This is a genomic window from Nitrospirota bacterium (assembly GCA_016214845.1).
Lineage (GTDB): Bacteria > Nitrospirota > Thermodesulfovibrionia > UBA6902 > UBA6902 > SURF-23.
On the sequence record JACRMS010000018.1, the window covers coordinates 1 to 17071 of the forward strand.

At 47.1% G+C, this 17071-nt stretch carries 20 protein-coding genes; 6 read left to right on the forward strand and 14 right to left on the reverse strand.

All coding sequences use genetic code 11. The features are described 5' to 3' along the window. Positions 1 to 130: 130 nt before the first annotated feature. Both HZB61_04905 and HZB61_04910 read left to right on the forward strand, forming a co-directional pair. Positions 131 to 715, forward strand: coding sequence for a mechanosensitive ion channel family protein (locus tag HZB61_04905; GenBank protein MBI5055937.1), 585 nt, complete (start codon positions 131 to 133; stop codon positions 713 to 715). A gap of 24 nt (positions 716 to 739) precedes the next feature. Next, positions 740 to 925, forward strand: coding sequence for a hypothetical protein (locus HZB61_04910; GenBank protein ID MBI5055938.1), 186 nt, complete (start codon positions 740 to 742; stop codon positions 923 to 925). Positions 926 to 1054: 129 nt separating this feature from the next. Here the strand turns inward: HZB61_04910 and HZB61_04915 are convergent, their stop codons facing one another. The 3 genes from HZB61_04915 to HZB61_04925 are packed head-to-tail and all read right to left on the reverse strand — an operon-like array spanning position 1055 to position 3518. Further along, positions 1055 to 1690 carry a hypothetical protein gene (locus HZB61_04915; GenBank protein MBI5055939.1) on the reverse strand — a complete coding sequence of 212 codons (636 nt, stop codon included), beginning with the start codon at positions 1688 to 1690 and terminating at the stop codon, positions 1055 to 1057. Further along, a complete protein-coding gene (locus tag HZB61_04920; protein MBI5055940.1) occupies positions 1687 to 3144 on the reverse strand; it encodes a VWA domain-containing protein in 1458 nt (485 codons plus the stop codon). The genes HZB61_04915 and HZB61_04920 overlap by 4 nt, the downstream gene beginning before the upstream one ends. Next, positions 3141 to 3518, reverse strand: coding sequence for a hypothetical protein (locus tag HZB61_04925; protein MBI5055941.1), 378 nt, complete (start codon positions 3516 to 3518; stop codon positions 3141 to 3143). The genes HZB61_04920 and HZB61_04925 overlap by 4 nt, the downstream gene beginning before the upstream one ends. A 229-nt stretch (positions 3519 to 3747) precedes the next feature. On the opposite strand from HZB61_04925, the gene HZB61_04930 reads away from it, so the two are divergent. Then, a complete protein-coding gene (locus HZB61_04930) occupies positions 3748 to 4488 on the forward strand; it encodes a nucleoside-diphosphate kinase (protein MBI5055942.1) in 741 nt (246 codons plus the stop codon). A 53-nt stretch (positions 4489 to 4541) separates the two neighbouring features. Here the strand turns inward: HZB61_04930 and mdh are convergent, their stop codons facing one another. The 3 genes from mdh to HZB61_04945 form a co-directional block, all read right to left on the reverse strand. Then, positions 4542 to 5468: a malate dehydrogenase gene (gene mdh / locus HZB61_04935; GenBank protein ID MBI5055943.1), complete on the reverse strand. Its 927-nt coding sequence runs from the start codon at positions 5466 to 5468 to the stop codon at positions 4542 to 4544. Positions 5469 to 5640: 172 nt separating this feature from the next. Then, positions 5641 to 6357, reverse strand: coding sequence for a hypothetical protein (locus HZB61_04940; protein ID MBI5055944.1), 717 nt, complete (start codon positions 6355 to 6357; stop codon positions 5641 to 5643). A gap of 143 nt (positions 6358 to 6500) precedes the next feature. Further along, positions 6501 to 6680 (reverse strand): hypothetical protein, encoded by a 180-nt coding sequence (locus HZB61_04945; GenBank protein ID MBI5055945.1) that lies wholly within the window; start codon positions 6678 to 6680, stop codon positions 6501 to 6503. Positions 6681 to 6958: 278 nt separating this feature from the next. On the opposite strand from HZB61_04945, the gene selD reads away from it, so the two are divergent. Both selD and HZB61_04955 read left to right on the forward strand, forming a co-directional pair. Beyond that, on the forward strand, positions 6959 to 7930 hold the full coding sequence (gene selD, locus HZB61_04950; protein MBI5055946.1) for a selenide, water dikinase SelD: 972 nt from the start codon (positions 6959 to 6961) through the stop codon (positions 7928 to 7930). Between the two features lie 3 nt (positions 7931 to 7933). Further along, entirely contained in the window at positions 7934 to 8326 is a 393-nt protein-coding gene (locus tag HZB61_04955) for a HEAT repeat domain-containing protein (protein MBI5055947.1), read from the forward strand. Here the strand turns inward: HZB61_04955 and HZB61_04960 are convergent. The 8 genes from HZB61_04960 to HZB61_04995 all read right to left on the reverse strand — a co-directional run bounded on the left by HZB61_04960 (position 8318) and on the right by HZB61_04995 (position 14227). Continuing rightward, a complete protein-coding gene (locus HZB61_04960) occupies positions 8318 to 9163 on the reverse strand; it encodes a segregation/condensation protein A (GenBank protein ID MBI5055948.1) in 846 nt (281 codons plus the stop codon). The two genes, HZB61_04955 and HZB61_04960, sit on opposite strands and share 9 nt — an antisense overlap. A gap of 162 nt (positions 9164 to 9325) precedes the next feature. Continuing rightward, positions 9326 to 9757, reverse strand: coding sequence for a phosphatase PAP2 family protein (locus HZB61_04965; GenBank protein MBI5055949.1), 432 nt, complete (start codon positions 9755 to 9757; stop codon positions 9326 to 9328). Between the two features lie 134 nt (positions 9758 to 9891). After that, positions 9892 to 10383 (reverse strand): regulatory protein RecX, encoded by a 492-nt coding sequence (locus HZB61_04970; protein ID MBI5055950.1) that lies wholly within the window; start codon positions 10381 to 10383, stop codon positions 9892 to 9894. Further along, positions 10328 to 11485, reverse strand: coding sequence for a type IV pilus twitching motility protein PilT (locus tag HZB61_04975; GenBank protein MBI5055951.1), 1158 nt, complete (start codon positions 11483 to 11485; stop codon positions 10328 to 10330). Before HZB61_04975 ends, HZB61_04970 begins: the two co-directional genes overlap by 56 nt. A 63-nt stretch (positions 11486 to 11548) precedes the next feature. Further along, on the reverse strand, positions 11549 to 12544 hold the full coding sequence (gene recA / locus HZB61_04980; GenBank protein MBI5055952.1) for a recombinase RecA: 996 nt from the start codon (positions 12542 to 12544) through the stop codon (positions 11549 to 11551). Between the two features lie 110 nt (positions 12545 to 12654). Further along, entirely contained in the window at positions 12655 to 13215 is a 561-nt protein-coding gene (gene thpR / locus HZB61_04985) for an RNA 2',3'-cyclic phosphodiesterase (protein ID MBI5055953.1), read from the reverse strand. A gap of 62 nt (positions 13216 to 13277) precedes the next feature. Next, positions 13278 to 13673 carry a phosphatidylglycerophosphatase A gene (locus HZB61_04990; protein ID MBI5055954.1) on the reverse strand — a complete coding sequence of 132 codons (396 nt, stop codon included), beginning with the start codon at positions 13671 to 13673 and terminating at the stop codon, positions 13278 to 13280. Between the two features lie 134 nt (positions 13674 to 13807). After that, positions 13808 to 14227, reverse strand: a complete 420-nt coding sequence (locus tag HZB61_04995) for an OsmC family protein (protein MBI5055955.1) — start codon at positions 14225 to 14227, stop codon at positions 13808 to 13810. 378 nt (positions 14228 to 14605) lie between these two features. Here HZB61_04995 and HZB61_05000 point away from each other — a divergent pair, with 378 nt between their 5' ends. Further along, positions 14606 to 17026 (forward strand): AAA family ATPase, encoded by a 2421-nt coding sequence (locus HZB61_05000; GenBank protein MBI5055956.1) that lies wholly within the window; start codon positions 14606 to 14608, stop codon positions 17024 to 17026. Positions 17027 to 17071 lie beyond the last annotated feature (45 nt).

Consider the following 17071-nt stretch of genomic DNA (forward strand, 5'->3'; position numbering starts at 1 on the left):
CTTGTAGCTCCTGTACTTCATAACTTCCCTCCTTTTGAATTATTTTCGTGACAAACAACCATGGGGAAGTTTATAATTACTCACTTAGCAATTTCCCGGTCCTTTTTACTTTTCCTGCTGCGTAGTATAGATATCGTTAGGCGTCGGAGGCCTTGCGGTCGCACTCGCGCTTCAGGATACGCTTGCCAACTTGTTCGCCGGAATCCACATATTAATGGAAAAGTCCATCAGGGTGGGTGATTTCATCAGGCTTGAAACCGGCCAGGAAGGATATGTGGAAGACATCACATGGAGGACTACCAGGATCAAAATGAGGCCTAATAATATGGTTGTCATACCAAACAGCAAGCTCGCGCAGAGCGTGGTAACGAATTACTACCTGCCGGAGAAGAAGATGGCGCTGCCGGTCATCGTCTCCGTAAGCTACAGTTCCGATATTGAATTAGTGGAGAGGGTCCTCACTGAAGAGGCGAAAAAGGCGATCGGCGAGGTCAGCGGACTGCTTGGAGACCCTGAGCCTGTTGTAAGATTTATTCCCGGTTTTGGAGAGAGCACGCTCAATTTTACTTTGATCAGCTATGTACAGGAAGTTGGAGATCAGCCTGATGTTGAACATGAACTGAGGAAGAGGATCTTCAGGCGGTTCAAACATGAAGGCATCGAGATCCCGTTTCCGCAGAGGACGGTCCATATTGTGCAGGGCAAGAACCTGTAATACAGTATCCCGGAGGTGAGAGATATGCAGCGAATCACGTTTAACATGCAGAAGGAGATCTGCGATGACTGCTCCCTGGCCTTAAAGAGGTTTATAGGGCATATGGACGGAGTTGAGTCCATAGAGACGGAAGACGGCAGGCTGGTCATAGATTTCAACGCCTCAAAAATATCAATGGAAGAGCTTTCCCGGATCACGAAGACAGCATAGAAAAACTCGGGTATAAATTAATAGAGCAGGATTCATAATCTCTGCAGATTTGATTCCCTATAGTTATGCAGATCTCCGGCAGGTATCGCCATCAAAATCTCCTGTCAGAATTAATCAAGCCCCGGAACCTTACGGTTCTTCTCCCTTGAAGTTTTTATATAAGGCGTTATATTCCTTTTCAAGGTATATGTAATTCTTCTCAAGCTTTTCGAGTTCCTTTGTCTTTTCTTCAAGTCTTGTCTGGAGGCTTTCTACCTTCAGCTCAAGACCCTTCTTCTCGCTTAACACATTTTGATATTCATCCTTCTTCACCGTGTCCCGCAGCTTTGTGGACAGTTTGTCGACTTCCTTCCGGGAAGACTTCATCTGCTCATGCAATGACGCGTTTTCCATTTGAAGCGTTCCAAGGGACGTATCGAGGTCTTTATTGCTTTGCTCCATCTCCGTAAGCAGTTGTTGAAATTCCTTGGTCCTCTCAGCCTCGGGCACAAGAAAGTCGATCATCTCTTTCATTTGTGTATTGAGGGTCTTTGACTCTTCAAACTTTTGCTGTAAGCCTTTAATCATGTCCTGTAGGGGCAGAAGGTTTGTAATTTCCTGCTGCTGCCCGGTCATCTCACTTTCAAGCCTCCTGATCTCACCCTGTGCAATGGTAGCTTTTACCGACAGCTTTCTATGCCTGATGAACAAGAATATGGAAAGGCCCAGGAACATCAGGAGGAACTGAATGATAAACAGAAATACGAGGGCGTTGACTCTGATCATTTCCCCTTTTTCCTTTTGATGACGGATTGGACTAAACCCATAAAATACTTCCTCTTGAGATAAGCAAACACTGCTGCGCATACCACGAGATTGATGATCGCAAATTGAATAAGCACTTTTACCCAGTTGATCTTATCATCGGCATCTTTTTTCAGCGGCGACTGCTCTGGTGTCTTTTCGGATTTTTTCAGCGACTGCCTGATCTTGATATCTTCCTGCGACTCCTTTACGTCCGACACTTTGAAAGCAAATGCCTTCTCCCGCTGGAAGGTCTTTCCATCCGCGACAATCCTGAGCTTGTAACTTCCCGCCGTAAACAGTTCGATCTTTCTCTGGAATACGCCGCTGCCCTGGTCAAAGGGCGACAGCTTCATTGTTTCCCCGTCCGGCTTGGTCAACTCAAGATAGATGTCGATCTTCTCCAGGACCTCTTTCTCCTGAAGGGGCTTTCCCTCTCGTTCAAGCCAGACTTTTATATCAAGGGTCTCGCCAAACAGCGGGTACAGCTCATTGAAATTGGTCTGCAGATTGAGGTTTGTGATCACATAAGCCTTATTATTTTTTCCGGCGCTGAAGAGTATCTCCCATTTTCCCCCGGCAGGTTTTTTTATTGTTGCCATGTCGAAATTATTGGATACAAACCACTCTCCATCAGGCGGTTTGTTTTTGGAAGAATATTCTTTTCCTTCAGGAGACCTGAGTTGTATGATTGTGCCGGCCGTCTCTTTCGTGGCGACAATGGTGACCTCTTCAATTGATTTGTCCACGAGAAATCCGTTCTGAGTAATTGGCAGCATGTCAGGAGTTTTGAGGCTCTCAAATATCGAGGTAAATACCACGTGGAAGTCTTTGTCCGTCATGGCAAGGTTGAAAAACCCGCCGGTCCTCTTTGAGATCTTCTCAAGAAGCTGCCTGTCGGACTGCCCGGTAAAGGCTATAGCGTAGACCTTTATCCCGCTGTCCACGAGCGCCTTCAAGAGGTCTGTCTGCAATTTTTCAGCAAGCGCCCTGTCTTTTTCAGGATCACCTGTATCCATCAGCCCGTCGGACATGAGGACGATTATCTGGTCCCTTCCTGCTTTTTTATCGCTGGAGAGAATTTCAAATCCTTTATTGACCGCCTCATACAAATTCGTATGAAGGCCTGCGGAAGTTATCTTTTCCGCCGCATTGAGTAACGCATTCTTATTCTCCCCGCTGTCTAAACCGGTTAAAGAAACAAGCGTTGAAGCTTCATCGCTGAAACTCACCATGCCAGCCCTATCCTTACTGTCCAGAAGGGAGATGAATAATTTCGCGGCCGGGATACGGAGCGACAGGGGGTCTGTCTTTTTCATGCTGCCCGTACTGTCCATGACAAGGGCTACGTCTATATTTTTCTTTTCAACGGCATACGCCGCGCCTGAAGATAAAATAACGAAACCCAAAAATATGGCATTCAGCTTTTTATTCACGATGCAAATACAGTGCCTTTTTCCTTGAAATCTTCCAATGCCTTCTTGAGGGCATCTTCTGTTATTATGCCTCTTTTAACCAGCAGCTCACCCAGCCTTGCTGTTTTTTCTTGAAATACCTTATCAATTTTTTCAACAGCGGCATTATCTGCGATCTTCAGTTCAAGGAGGGCGTCCCTGAACCTGATGCCTTTTTGTCTTTGAAAGGCCAAAGCCTTCTTGAAATCTTCGAATGTAATGAACCCTTCTTCAAGCGCGATTGCGGCAAAAGAGTAATTGATTTCATGCTGGACTTTAATAGCATCTAAAAGATCTTTTTCAGAAACCATCCCATCGCGGACAAGAAACCTGCCGAATAGAATAAGATTATCCATAAATAATTTTCAAACCTCCTGTCTTAATCCCCTTTTATCAAATTTTTCGTTAAGTATCAATATATTTTCCATGATTATATATCGCACTTTTAAGGAGATAACTTTAATTTAAGGAACCATCCTTGACAGCGCCTCCTGCTGAGTTATAAAGTTAATACTTGATTTTTGGCCCTGTCCCTCAGAAGAGGACAACATATTACAAAACAGTTTGCGAAAGAGGTGACTTTGTATGAACAATAAAAAGCTTGAACAGACCCTTGTGCTTATCAAACCGGATGCGCTTAAGAATTCGCTGACGGGTTATATACTTTCTCAACTTTCCGAATTTCATACAGGGCTGCGCTTTGCCGCCACGAAGATCGTCCATGTCAGTAAAATGCTTGCCGGTGAGCATTATGCCGAACACCGGGGGAAGGTTTTTTTCCCCTCTCTGCTGGAATACATCATGGGGGATTTACATTACCCGAATGAACCGGAGAAGCACAGGGTGATCGCGATTGTGTATCAGGGGCCGGACGCGGTAAAAAAGATACGTGACATTGTGGGGCCGACGAACCCCCACGCTGCAAGAGACCAGAAGCCCGGATGCATCCGCGCGCTCGGGACAGTGGTACCAATAAAAGACGCTGAGGGAAAAGTAATCGGCGACCGCATGGACAACCTCATTCATGCCTCTGCCAATGACAGTGACGCGGAAAGAGAGATCAAACTCTGGTTCAGGCCCAATGATATCCCTCCATTTATGCACGCGTATCCAACCGATGTAAGCAAGGACTACTATTTTTATAAGGAAGGTAAGCTTTACACGAAGGACGAGCCGGGCAGCATCTGCTTTCTCGTACCCGGTGACACCGTCTGGAAGTCCGATCTCGAAACGCTGCGCGCGCTGCAGCACGGCCGGGCGGCATCAGAAACTCTTGAATCGGTGGTCGCCAAATACCTCATCAATGAGAAGCGGGAAAATTATTAGTGTCATGTCCCGTAGATGAAATTACATAAATGCTGTCATTGATCGTATTTCGGCTATATCGCGAGCTTCTTGATAAGCTTTCTTACGGAAGAGCATGATTCCTTGAACATGGCCTTTTCATCTTTTGCGAGTTTTATCTCGACAACTTTTTCAACGCCTTCTTTGCCGAGGATGACGGGCACGCCAACATAGAGGTCTTTGACCCCGTACTCTCCGTTAAGATACGCGGCGCACGGCAGCAGCCTTTTTTCATCATGCAGGATAGATTTGACCATCTGAAACGTCGCGGCAGCCGGGGCGTAATACGCGCTTCCCGACTTGAGCAGGCCGACTATTTCAGCGCCGCCGCTTCTGGTCCGCTGGATGAGCGCGTCGATCCTGTTTTTCTTCATGAGTTCGGTTATCGGTATTCCTTTGACTGTGGTAAACCTTGGCAGCGGGACCATCTGGTCGCCGTGCCCTCCAAGCAGCATCGCCTCAACATCTTCGGGAGATACATTTAATTCCCACGCGAGAAAGGTCCTGAACCGCGCCGCGTCAAGTACGCCCCCCATTCCCATAACGCGCCTGCATGAAAACTCCGTTGTCTTCCACGCAAGCTGCGCCATCGCGTCCATCGGATTGGTCACGACGATAATGATGGAGTTCGGCGACGATTTCGCAATTGCTTCCGCCGCGGCCTTCACGACATCCGCATTGGCATGAAGAAGGTCGTCTCTCGACATGTTGGGCTTTCTCGGAAAGCCAGCAGTGATGACAACGATATCTGAATCTTTTGTGTCACTATAACTGTTTGTGCCTTTCACAGATACAGCGGAACCCCAAAGCGGACAAGCCTCCGCGATATCGAGCGCCTTGCCTTGCGGAATTCCCTCCGCAATATCATAAAGCACTACATCCGCAAGCCCTTCCTTTGCAATCAACTGCGCTGTCGAAGCCCCGACATTTCCCGCGCCTATAATGGTGATCTTCTTTCGCATTTTCTCCTCGCTATAATTAACCACAGAGAACACAGAGGTGTATAGTGGTCTTTAATAAAATATTTGAGTAAACGGAAAGACATTATATCCAAGATGGATAAAAATTAACAAGGCTAATCAGAGATGAGTAGCCTTATTAGGAGTGTAAATTATTAATGGGACTATTTATGCCTTAGACTTTTGCTCTTCTGCACTTCCGCTCTTTTGCACTTTCCAAGTATCTTCTTCCTGCTAAAAGTATTCCGCCTGTGACAAAGAGAATAGAGCTTATTGGCTCAGGAGCTACAGGTGAGCCTGAGACAGCTACATCTCCGGGACGAACAGCGATTGCGTAGTCACTGCTGTCCTTATTGCCTAGTCCTTGGATACCATCAGAGAATCTGAAGTCCCATGCGATGCCCGTATCAGCAGAATACTCAGTACCAGACCAGTAGAGGGCGGATCCTAAATTCCAAAAGTCACCAGTGTTTTTCAGACTCCAATTGCCATCGCCTGCATAATTTCCAGAGCTATCAATAAATCCCAAATTTCCAAGCTCCGTATAGTATAGATGCCCCATCTCGCTGCTCGTTATGTTGTAGCCGGTTGTGGTTGTGCCGTCATAGCCCCAACTATATGGGCCATCAACTGTTGTCGGCAAACGCCAATCGTCATAAATATTCCCTCCGAAATCCACTGTCAGGACAGATGCCCAGTTTATCTGATTCTGCCACGTATCAAGGTAGTTCGTATAATCGTACCACGTGATGTTAAGATCGCTATCATATATCAACTGATTACCAAGGTTATCAGTACCACGAACTTGCAGGGCTGCTTGCGCACGCAGCGCAGAAATAAAGAATATTGCAACTATCAAAACAATAATACTTCCTCTGCTTAGCTTCTTCATTTTGATTCCCCCTTTAATATAGATTTAAGCAGCATCCTAATAATATTGTTGCAATCACGAATTTGAATTTTGTAAAACAATTATTAGCAAAAGGGAAGGTGTCCCCTTAATATCAGAAGTGAAACCGTTGGCGCATTCGTTAACTAAACAACAAACGCTACGTCACCGAAACTTTTGGCGTTATAAAATTCGCACATCTTGAAATGTTTGCTGCAAAAGTAGATCGCTTTTTCAATGTCCTGGCTGCCCATCGTTACGCAGTAACACTCGCTGAAAGGATTTTGTACAAAAGGACATATCTTTTTTTGAAAACGTGTTGACATTATTCACCCCGCTAAATTAATTCGTAATGACATAAACCCACAACCTGACATTAACCAATACAATTCTCATGCCAGAACAATAAATAAATGTTTTCGTTAATAAACAGATAGTTATTGATAAATGAAGAGCACATAAAATAATTCTGCACAGTAACAGCTGTCACAGTTATGTGCCATGACACGGTGTTGCATCGTCTTCTTTTTTAAAGTATCATAGTCGTATTATGAAAAAAGTGAGGCTTACGCAGAACGTAAGCGCGGGCGGTTGAGCGGCAAAATTGGGTCCGGCGGACCTGTCCGAAATTCTTTCTGACATGCTCAAATGCACACACCAGAGGGTTGTCGTAGGCCCCGGTGATGACGCGGGGGTATTGCGGTTCAATGGCAATCTGCTCGTTGAAACAGTGGACGTGATCACTCCTATTGTCGACGACCCTTATACCTTCGGAGCGGTCTGCGCTGCTAACTCGGTGAGCGATGTTTATGCAATGGGAGGGAAGCCTCTCTCAGCCCTTGCTATCCTTGGGTTTTCATCATGCGATTACCCCCCTTCCGCTGTAAGAGGTCTTTTGAAAGGCTGCATAGATAAGCTCAAGGAGGCAGGCGCGTGTTTGATCGGCGGGCACAGTATAGATGATAAGGAGTTCAAGTTCGGCCTTGCCGTAACAGGCGTAATCGATAAAAAGACTATTCTAAAAGTCGCAGGCGCATCTGCCGGAGAGATACTCATCCTCACAAAACCCCTCGGCACCGGAATCATCACATCCGCGGCGAAACGTGGGAAGGTGAAAAGCGCGGCCTTGAACAAGGTAATTTCCTCGATGCTGAAACTAAATAAAACCGCTTCAATTGCCGCTGTAGCTGCCGGTTCACAGTCAGCGACCGACGTGACAGGATTCGGTTTGTTAGGGCACGGACTAAACATGGCAAAAAGCTCAAAGACAGACCTTGTTATTTTTTATGACAAAGTCCCATTGATGGACGGGGTGAAAAAATGTGCCGCTGCCGGACTGGTACCGAAAGGGGCGCAGAGGAATCTCGAGTTCTGCAAAAAGGATGTGATCTTCTCCAACGGTATGTCGAAAGAGGAACAATTAATATTGTCCGACCCCCAGACATCCGGCGGATTGCTTATAGCGCTTCCGCCAAAGGGACTGAAAAAGTTTGACCGGATCGCAAAGAAAGAAAAAATGCCTTACTGGATCATCGGAGAAGTGATAAAAGGGAAGGGCAAAATAATCGTAAAATAGTCTATGAAAAAACTGATAGCCGACCATATGGAAAACGGGTTTCTTGAAAACATCATCGACATGTTCAGGCACGACAAAAGTCTTTACCCGATGATAGGAGAGATGCTGGGCGATGAGAGGAGCAGGGTGCGGATCGGCGCCGTAGCGCTTGTTGAAACACTGATGGGTGAAGATATTGATACTGTTGTAAAAGCGATCCCGTGCATCGCTGAAACCCTGAAAAGTCCCAATCCCACAATCCGCGGTGATGCCGCCTATCTGTTAGGCATCATTGGACACAAGAATGCGCTGCCTTATTTGTTAAAAGCAACGGATGATGAACACGGTCTTGTCAGTGAAGCGGTTGTTGAAGCAATTGAAGCGATTAACAGCGGGGATAGATCCTTCTTAAGATAAAACTTCCTGATCGTCTTCAGAAGCTGTTACGATATTCTGTCTCTGCGGATTTATGATCCAGATAGCGCCGAATGCTTTTTCCTGGTAAATTCTTACAAGCCCCAGCCTTATAATCTCAAGCAGTGCAAGGAATGTTACGATAAGAGTGACCCGTGAAAACCCTTCTTCAAACAGGTCCTCAAAGCGCACTCCGTCCTCGTTCTCAATCCGTTCCATAATAAAATTTATCCTGTCAGCCACTGTGAGCGTCTCCCGGGTTATTTCGCGAATTTCGGCAGGCGCCCTTTCAAGCAGCTTTTTGAAAGCAGTGATGAGGTCAAAGACATTCGCCTCAAAAAGCACAGGCTCCGGCTCAAATACAAAATCATCTTTGTCGGGCCGGGTCCTCTGGAAAATGTTCTTCCAGGTGTCTTCCTGCTTTCTCAGAAAAATTGAGGATTCTTTGTATGCCTGATATTCAAGCAGCCGCTGGACAAGCTCAGACCTCGGGTCTTCCGCGGCTTCCTGTTTTTCTTCTTCATCCGGGGGCAGGAGCATCCTGGATTTTATGTGGATGAGAGTCGCTGCCATCACGAGAAACTCACCGGCGATCTCAAGGTTGAGCTCTTTCATCATTTCAAGGTACTGCATGTACTGTTTTGTTATCTGAACGATGGGGATATCGTAGATGTCTATCTTGTTCTCTTTTATTAAATGCAGTAGAAGATCGAGGGGGCCTTCAAAGGCTGACAGCTTGAAATGAAGATTAGTCAGGGACCCGGATTCGAGATACGGCGCCGAATCATCCTTTTGTTGCAGTGCGTCCTGAGTTGATTGTGTCTCCAGCACCTCTTGCATTAGACGATATTATAACATTACTTATTATGAAAGCAAGAGGAAAAATAAACAGAAATAAATAAAATAATTTGTGCATGAAAACCAGACTGCCCATGACGCTGGAACTAATTCATAATCCTTCTTTACTTCGTGGTTGTTCGTTACATTCGCGACTGACCGGATTCAGGACAATGTCTTCTTATTTAATTGACCGTAATTAATTTTATGAATAAATATGACAAGCCAGCCGGTAACGCCTCCCCAGACAGCCCCGGCTATTACATCCGACGGATAGTGCACGCCGATATATATTCTTGAAAAACCGATGACCGCGGCAATGAAGAGTGCGGGGACAGCGGCGGGCCGGAAAAAATAACAGATGATTGATGCCATTGCAAAGGAGGTCGAGGCATGGCCGGAAGGAAAAGAAAAATTATTATAACAGGCAACAAGAAGTCTGGCGTTTGGAACCGCTGTGCAGGGTCTTAGTCTTGCGAAAAGGTGTTTTAATATATTTCCGCTGATGTCTGCAATAATATAGCCTGCCGCGCAAAAGGTAATAACAAGCAGCCCCTTTCGCCAGTCCCTGAAAATATAAAGGGACAAGTATCGCAATGAACAGAATGTATACCTTGTCTGTTATGAAAGGCATTGCGGCGTCAAGGAACTTGTTTTGCAAGCCCTGATTGATTAACAGGAAAAAATATGTGTCCATAGTTATGCCGGTAAGGGCACGGCGCGCCGTGCCCTTACATTTTCTCCACCACCCTGATAATCACGTCTGCAGAAAATCCCCTGCGCTGGAGCATCCCCCAGAGCCTGCGCCTGATAACATCACTGGGAAGATTCTTCATGCTTTTCAATTTCTTTTCGACAAATCTCTCCGCTGATCCCTTCTCCAAATCTCCGGAATGCTTTGAAAGCATTTTGTTGACAAGCTCTTTATCAATCCCCTGCCGTAACAGAAATGCCTCGATGCCTTTTTTGCCGAGAGATTTTCTTTCTGTTGAATACCTGAAAAGCTCCCCGGCCAGGGCCTCATCGCTGATTAATCCGGCCTTTTCAAGAAACAGGACGGTGTTATTTATCTGCTCATCACTGAAGCCTTTTCTCTTCAGCCTGTCAAGGAGTTCTTTTTTGCTTCTGGAGCGGTAACTGAGGAGCCTTAACGCGCAGGCCTTGGCGTCAGCGGGTGAACCTTTCAATGTCAGGTCCCTTTTTGCCTTTTTCTCTTGAGGCAACGCCTTCTTCCCATGATTCCTTTGTGGAGAGGATCCCTTTCACTTTGAGGGCGAAGTCATCGGGGTTCGTCGCCCTGCTTGCCGCGTCTTCGTAAGTTATAAGCCCGCGCTGGTAAAGACCCATAAGGGATTGATCAAAGGTCTGCATCCCGTACTGGCTGAAACCTTCTCCAATGAAGTCGTGGATCTGTTTTGTCTTGTCGGAGTCTTCGATGCAGCTTTTAATTGTGGCTGTCGCAACAAGCACTTCAACTGCGGGGACCCTTCCCTTTTCATCGGACCTCGGGACGAGCCTCATGGAGATGATGGCCTTGAGAACAGAGGCGAGCTGTACCCTTACCTGTTTGTGCTGATACGGGGGGAAGACAGAGATAATCCTGTTTATTGTCTCAACGGCATCGGAAGTGTGCAGGGTGCTGAGGACCAGATGCCCTGTCTCAGCAGCGACCAGCGCCGTCTGGATGGTCTCAAAATCGCGCATCTCGCCGACGAGGATGACGTCGGGGTCCTGTCTCAACGCGGCCCTCAGCGCCTTGCTGAATGAGTCCGTGTCATTGCCTATTTCCCTCTGGCTTATGATGCTCTTCTTGTCCCTGTATGTAAATTCAATCGGGTCTTCGATAGTAATGATGTTCAGTGTTTTATTGATGTTGATATATTCGATCATGGATGCCAGTGCTGTTGACTTGCCGCTTCCGGTTGTCCCTGTGACAAGAATCAGGCCTCTTGGTTCCAGTGCGATCTTTTTCAATACAGGCGGCAGCATTAAATCCTCTATATCAAGAATTTCCATAGAAACAATCCTGAAAACAATGCCGACCGTCCCTCTCTGCACAAAGCAGTTGCACCTGAACCTTGCAACTCCGGGAACGCCGTATCCGATGTCAATGTCGCGGGATTTAGTGAATTGTTCCCTCTGTGCCTCGCTCATGATCGAGCTGGCTAAATTCAGGGTGTCTTCAGCAGTCAGCCTTTTTTCATCCTGCAGCGGGATAATAGCGCCGTCAATGCGGACAATTGGCTGGTTGCCTGCCTTTATATGCAGGTCGGATGCCTTCATCTGGACTGCTCTTTTTAGAAGCGTGTTAATGTCTACTGACATAAATTATCTTCCTAAACACAAAATTAGAATTCAGCATGCACTTGTGTTTTCGGTTTTCTTCTCTTATTTCTTAAAATTATACGCCTCAAGGATCTTTGATTCAATCTCCAGCGCTATTTGCGGGTTTGCCTGAAGGTACTGCCTTGAATTCTCCCGGCCCTGTCCAATGCGGCTCCCGTTGTATGAATACCACGCGCCTGATTTCTCAATGATATTCTTATCGGCGCCGAGGTCTATGATCTCGCCGGTCCGCGATATGCCTTCGTTGAAATATATGTCAAATTCCGCCTGCTTAAAAGGAGGGGCCACCTTGTTCTTGACCACCTTCACCCTGACCCTGCTGCCGACCGACTCCTGCGCGTCCTTGAGGTTTTCGATCTTTCTGATATCAAGCCTGATCGTCGCGTAAAACTTCAGGGCATTGCCGCCGGTTGTTGTTTCGGGATTGCCGAACATGACCCCGATCTTCATTCTGATCTGGTTAATGAATATTACGGTAGCCTGACCTTTTGAGATTGCCGCTGTCAGCTTTCTTAAAGCCTGGCTCATAAGCCTCGCCTGAAGCCCCGGCAGGCTGTCGCCCATCTCGCCTTCGATCTCGGCGCGGGGCACAAGGGCCGCAACCGAATCGATAACAATGATATCAAGCGCGCCGCTGCGCACAAGCGTTTCTGTCACTTCAAGGGCCTGCTCCCCCGTATCGGGCTGGCTTATAAGAAGCTCGTCAATATTTACGCCGAGCTTTTGAGCATACGCAACATCCAGCGCGTGTTCGGCGTCGATAAAAGCAGCGTTGCCGCCTGCTTTCTGGGCCTGGGCCACAGCATTGAGCGCGAGGGTGGTCTTGCCTGATGATTCCGGGCCGTAGATCTCAATGACCCTGCCTCTCGGATACCCGCCGACACCAAGCGCAGCATCAAGGCCGATCGATCCTGACGGAATGACTGCTACCTCCGTTATCCCTCCAGCGCCAAGCCGCATTATTGCGCCCTTGCCGAACTGTTTTTCTATCTGCGAAATGGCGACTTCAAGAGCCTTTGAACGATCCTTGTCTGACATGATATCTCCTCCTTGTGTAATTAATTTATCAAGTTTTAACAATCCATTAACAAGTAGTCAGCAGCCAGTAGCTGGTAGTTATATTTTTTCCCGTAACAACAGACTACTAACTACCGGCTCCCAAGTGGTATCTCTGCGACCCTCGTATACTTTGCCCCTGCCGGGCTTAAATCGCTTCTCATCAAGTAAACAGCCCGGACTTCAATGACGCCTAACCTGCTCTCTTTATGCGATTCAATTGCATTCAGCAGCGCGTCTTTTCCTGACATAGACCTGAATCTGCCGAGGGTAAGATGAGGGGTGAACCTCCTGTCTTCCTTTTCAAACCCCAGAGAGGCCATCCCGTCTTCGATCTCCTGCTGAAGTTTTATAAAAGCCCCGTTGCCCGTTACGCCGACCCACAAAACGCGCGGGGATTTCATGTTCGGGAAAACGCCTGCACCTCTGAGTTCAAGATTGAATGCCGTGTATTTCTTGCATGTCCCCTCAATTATTTTTACAATCTTGTCAGCGTCTTTGTCCTCAATATTGCCGAGGAACCTGAGTGTCAGGTGAATGCCTTCAGTCCTGACCCATCTGACATCCGCCCCGCTCTTTTTCAGTTCATGCTGAAGTCCCGACAGGGCTGCTATTGCCGCTTCTGATAATTCTATCGCGATAAAACTTCTCAAGGTCTTCCTGAATTTCCCAAATAGGATACCATAGAAGCGTAAAAATATGCAGTGCCTTTAAATCAAAAAATATACCTCCACATCTGCAAGCAGGCATTCGTATAAATCCCCGCCAATACGTCATCTAACATGATGCCCGCGCCTCCCGGGACCAGCCTCTCAACATTTCTTACCGGCGGCGGTTTCAGGATATCAAAGGCCCTGAACAGGACAAAAGCGGCAATGAAGTAACCAACGCTTTTGGGAACGAACAGGACAGATACAAAATAGCCGCAAAGCTCATCTATCACTATATGGCCGCTGTCTTTGCCGAGGGACTTTTCAGTCTGATGTGAAGTGTATAATCCGATGAAAAATACTGACAACGCCATTATTATGAGTTGAGTATCATCTGGCCTGAAGAGAATTGCCAGTATAAGACCCGCTGCGGAGCCGAATGTCCCGGGCGCGTACGGCATGTAGCCTATAAAGCCGAGGGTGGCAATGTATTTAAATAAGGTCTGCAATGGTAACAATAAGGGATCAGGGGTTAGGGGTTGGAAAAAGCATAAAGCGCGAACCCCAAGCCCCAAATCCTATTTTTGTAAATTCATCATTCCTGGATAACTCTATACGAATGCGTTATCTTTGCGGCCTTGCCGAGGGTCGCGCCGACCGAGCAATATTTCTCCAGCGAAAGAGCAATCGCCCTCTGCACTGCGTCCTCGGAGATGTCCTTGCCTGTGACTACATATTCTATATGCATTGAAGTGTAAAGCTGCGGATAGTCCTTTGCCATTTCGCCGGACACGTTTAGCTCAAATTTGGTCACATTCTGTTTTTTCTTCCTCAGGATCGAGATCACGTCCATCCCGGAACATCCGCCGAAGGCCATCGGAAGCAGCTCAGACGGTTTTGCAGCGGAGCCTTTGCCGCCGGATGACGGAGGCGCGTCCATTACGACCGCATGGCCCGTGTCTGCCACGCCTATGAACTGCATGTCCTGAACAAGAGTGATCTTTGCATTTATCATATTGAGTCCTCCACTATAGAAAGATTATCCGCAGATTTCACAGATTGCACAGATAACGTGTTTTCAGTAAAGGGTTTCCAACATCTGTGCTAATCTGCGTAATCTGTGGATAATTTATTATCATGCTCTGCGCGATCGACATTTAAAATGTACGTAATTATCTTTGTTTTGTCAATCAACCGGAAGTCCGACGTGGGTAACTACCGTCTTTAATTCTCCTCTTGAATCTTGTATCATTATCCTGTATCCTGCATCTTATACAAAAAGGATAACGGCAGAAGGTAAAAGGATAAAATTGCAATGCTCTATATTTCATCCTTCGTCCTTCAGCCCTCTGCCTTTGTTATAATTTTGCACCGTTAAAGGGGAGGCCATTATATGCTGAAAAAAGTCAGTAAGGAAGAGCTTTACAAATGCTGTGAATCAACCGACCTGCCGTTTAAGACAACAGACGATATCCCCCCGCTAAAAGAGACCGTCGGGCAGAAACGCGCTCTCAGCGCCCTGACGTTCGGCCTGGGGATTGACAGTCACGGATTCAATATATACATCCTCGGCGAAAGCGGCACCGGAAAGATGACCACCATCAAGACGATACTGGAGGAAAAAGCCGGGAACGAACCGGCGCCTAATGACTGGTGCTATGTATATAATTTTAAAAACGCAGACATGCCGCACGCCATCAGCCTGCCCCCCGGGACGGGAATTGCATTTCAAAAAGATATGAATGAATTGGTCACCGCCCTGCGCCAGGAGATCCCCAAGATATTTGATTCAAAGGAATATGAAAAACAGCGCACCAAACTGATCGAGGACTTCCAGCAGAAACAGAAAAAGTATTTTACGGACCTTGAGGCTGAGGCAAAAGAAAAAGACTTTACAATGAAAAAAACCGTCAGCGGGCTTATCATTGTGCCTGTAAAAAAGACCGGAGAGGCCCTGAGTGAAGAAGAGTATGAGGAGATGGACCCGAAGGTAAAAAAGAACATTGACGCCATCGGGAAAGAGCTCCAGGAAAAACTCGATGACGTGATACGGATTGTAAGGGAAGAAGAAAAGAAGATCAAAGAGCTGATGACGCAGCTTGAGCGCCAGGCCACGCTCTCTTCCGTGGGGCACAGGATCGACGAACTGAAGGACAAGTACAAAGACAACCCTCAGATATTGAACTACCTTGAAGAAGTAAAAGAGGACATCCTTGAACATCTCGATGACTTCAAACCGCAGGAGGAGCAGTCGCCCGCGCTTCCTTTCATGCGGCCTTCAAAGGCCGAGCCTTCCTTTGTCAGATACAGCATAAATGTTTTTGTTAATAACAGTGAATTGAAAGGCGCGCCGGTTGTGATCGAGAGCAACCCGACCTATTACAACCTCTTCGGGAGGGTCGAGCATAAGGTGCAGTACGGCATAGCGACCACAGATTTTTCAATGATAAAGGCAGGCTCGCTCCAGATGGCAAACAACGGTTATCTGGTTGTAGACGCGCTTGAACTCCTTAAAAATATTTTCTCCTATGACGCCCTGAAAAGGACCATAAAAGACAAGGTGATAAAAATTGAAGACGTATGGGAACAGTACCGTTTGATCTCCACTGTAACTTTGAAACCGGAGGCGATACCGTTCAACGTAAAGATCATCCTGGTCGGCAGTCCCCGTCTTTATTATCTGCTCTACAGCCTTGACGAAGAATACAGGGAGTTCTTCAAGGTAAAAGCCGACTACGAGAACCGCATGGACAGGACACCCGAAACCATGTTCAAGTATGCGAGCTTTATAAAGACCAAATGCGATGAAAGAGGGCTTCAGCCTTTTGCCCGCGATGCCGTGGCAAAGATCGTGGAATACGGCTCAAGACTCGCCGAGCACCAGAATAAACTCTCCGCAAAATTCAGCGAGATCGCAGACCTTTTAAGAGAGGCTGACTACTGGGCAAAAAACAATAAACACACTGTTGTTGCCGCGGAAGACGTTGATAAGGCCCTGGAGGAGAAGACCTACCGCTCCAATAAAGTTGAGCAGAAAATTTTAGAGGCAACACAGGAAGGCACAATCCTGATGGACACCGAAGGCGCAGTGGTAGGGCAGGTCAACGGACTTGCCGTGCTGGACCTCGGTGACTACAGATTCGGGGTCCCCTCAAGGATCACAGCCAGGACTTATGCCGGAAGGGCGGGCATAGTAAACATTGAGAGAGAGATCAAGATGAGCGGAAAGATCCACGAGAAGGCAATATTGATCCTCACTGCCTACCTCGGAGGGAAATACGCTATTAAACAGTCCCTCAGCCTCACAGCTTCCCTGACATTCGAGCAGTTATACGGCGGGATCGAGGGCGACAGCGCCACATGCGCGGAGGTCTACGCGCTGTTAAGCAGCATCTCCGGGGTCCCATTAACACAGAGTTATGCAATAACAGGTTCGATGAACCAGCACGGACAGGTCCAGCCGATCGGCGGGGTCAATGAAAAGATAGAAGGGTTCTTTGAAGTCTGCAAGCTCAGCGGGCTTAACGGAGGGCACGGCGCCATTATCCCAAAGAGAAACCTGATGAACCTTATGCTGAAAAAAGAAGTTATTGACGCTGTCCTGAGCGGGAAATTCAACATCTACGCAATCGACAATATCGAAGAAGGCATAGAGGTCCTTACCGGGATGCAGCCCGGAGAATTACAACCCGAAGGCACTTATCCCGAAGGCACCTTCAACTTCATGGTCGCCAAAAGATTAAAAGAACTTTCGGAAACATTGAAAGGCGAGAAAGAAGCGGAGAAAAAAGAGGGGAACAATAAGAAGGAATGAAAAAGGATTGATTTCAGATGGCTTTTTTATACCATTTAGTGTCTT

Coding starts and splice junctions, on each gene's coding strand:
- HZB61_04925 (MBI5055941.1), bottom strand. CDS start 3,518: ATGGATAATCTTATTCTATTCGGCAGGTTTCTTGTCCGCGATGGGATG.
- HZB61_04910 (MBI5055938.1), top strand. CDS start 740: ATGCAGCGAATCACGTTTAACATGCAGAAGGAGATCTGCGATGACTGC.
- HZB61_05000 (MBI5055956.1), top strand. CDS start 14,606: ATGCTGAAAAAAGTCAGTAAGGAAGAGCTTTACAAATGCTGTGAATCA.
- HZB61_04995 (MBI5055955.1), bottom strand. CDS start 14,227: ATGATAAATGCAAAGATCACTCTTGTTCAGGACATGCAGTTCATAGGC.
- mdh (MBI5055943.1), bottom strand. CDS start 5,468: ATGCGAAAGAAGATCACCATTATAGGCGCGGGAAATGTCGGGGCTTCG.
- HZB61_04975 (MBI5055951.1), bottom strand. CDS start 11,485: ATGTCAGTAGACATTAACACGCTTCTAAAAAGAGCAGTCCAGATGAAG.
- HZB61_04990 (MBI5055954.1), bottom strand. CDS start 13,673: ATGCCGTACGCGCCCGGGACATTCGGCTCCGCAGCGGGTCTTATACTG.
- HZB61_04915 (MBI5055939.1), bottom strand. CDS start 1,690: ATGATCAGAGTCAACGCCCTCGTATTTCTGTTTATCATTCAGTTCCTC.
- HZB61_04955 (MBI5055947.1), top strand. CDS start 7,934: ATGAAAAAACTGATAGCCGACCATATGGAAAACGGGTTTCTTGAAAAC.
- HZB61_04945 (MBI5055945.1), bottom strand. CDS start 6,680: ATGTCAACACGTTTTCAAAAAAAGATATGTCCTTTTGTACAAAATCCT.
- HZB61_04930 (MBI5055942.1), top strand. CDS start 3,748: ATGAACAATAAAAAGCTTGAACAGACCCTTGTGCTTATCAAACCGGAT.
- HZB61_04940 (MBI5055944.1), bottom strand. CDS start 6,357: ATGAAGAAGCTAAGCAGAGGAAGTATTATTGTTTTGATAGTTGCAATA.
- HZB61_04960 (MBI5055948.1), bottom strand. CDS start 9,163: ATGCAAGAGGTGCTGGAGACACAATCAACTCAGGACGCACTGCAACAA.
- recA (MBI5055952.1), bottom strand. CDS start 12,544: ATGTCAGACAAGGATCGTTCAAAGGCTCTTGAAGTCGCCATTTCGCAG.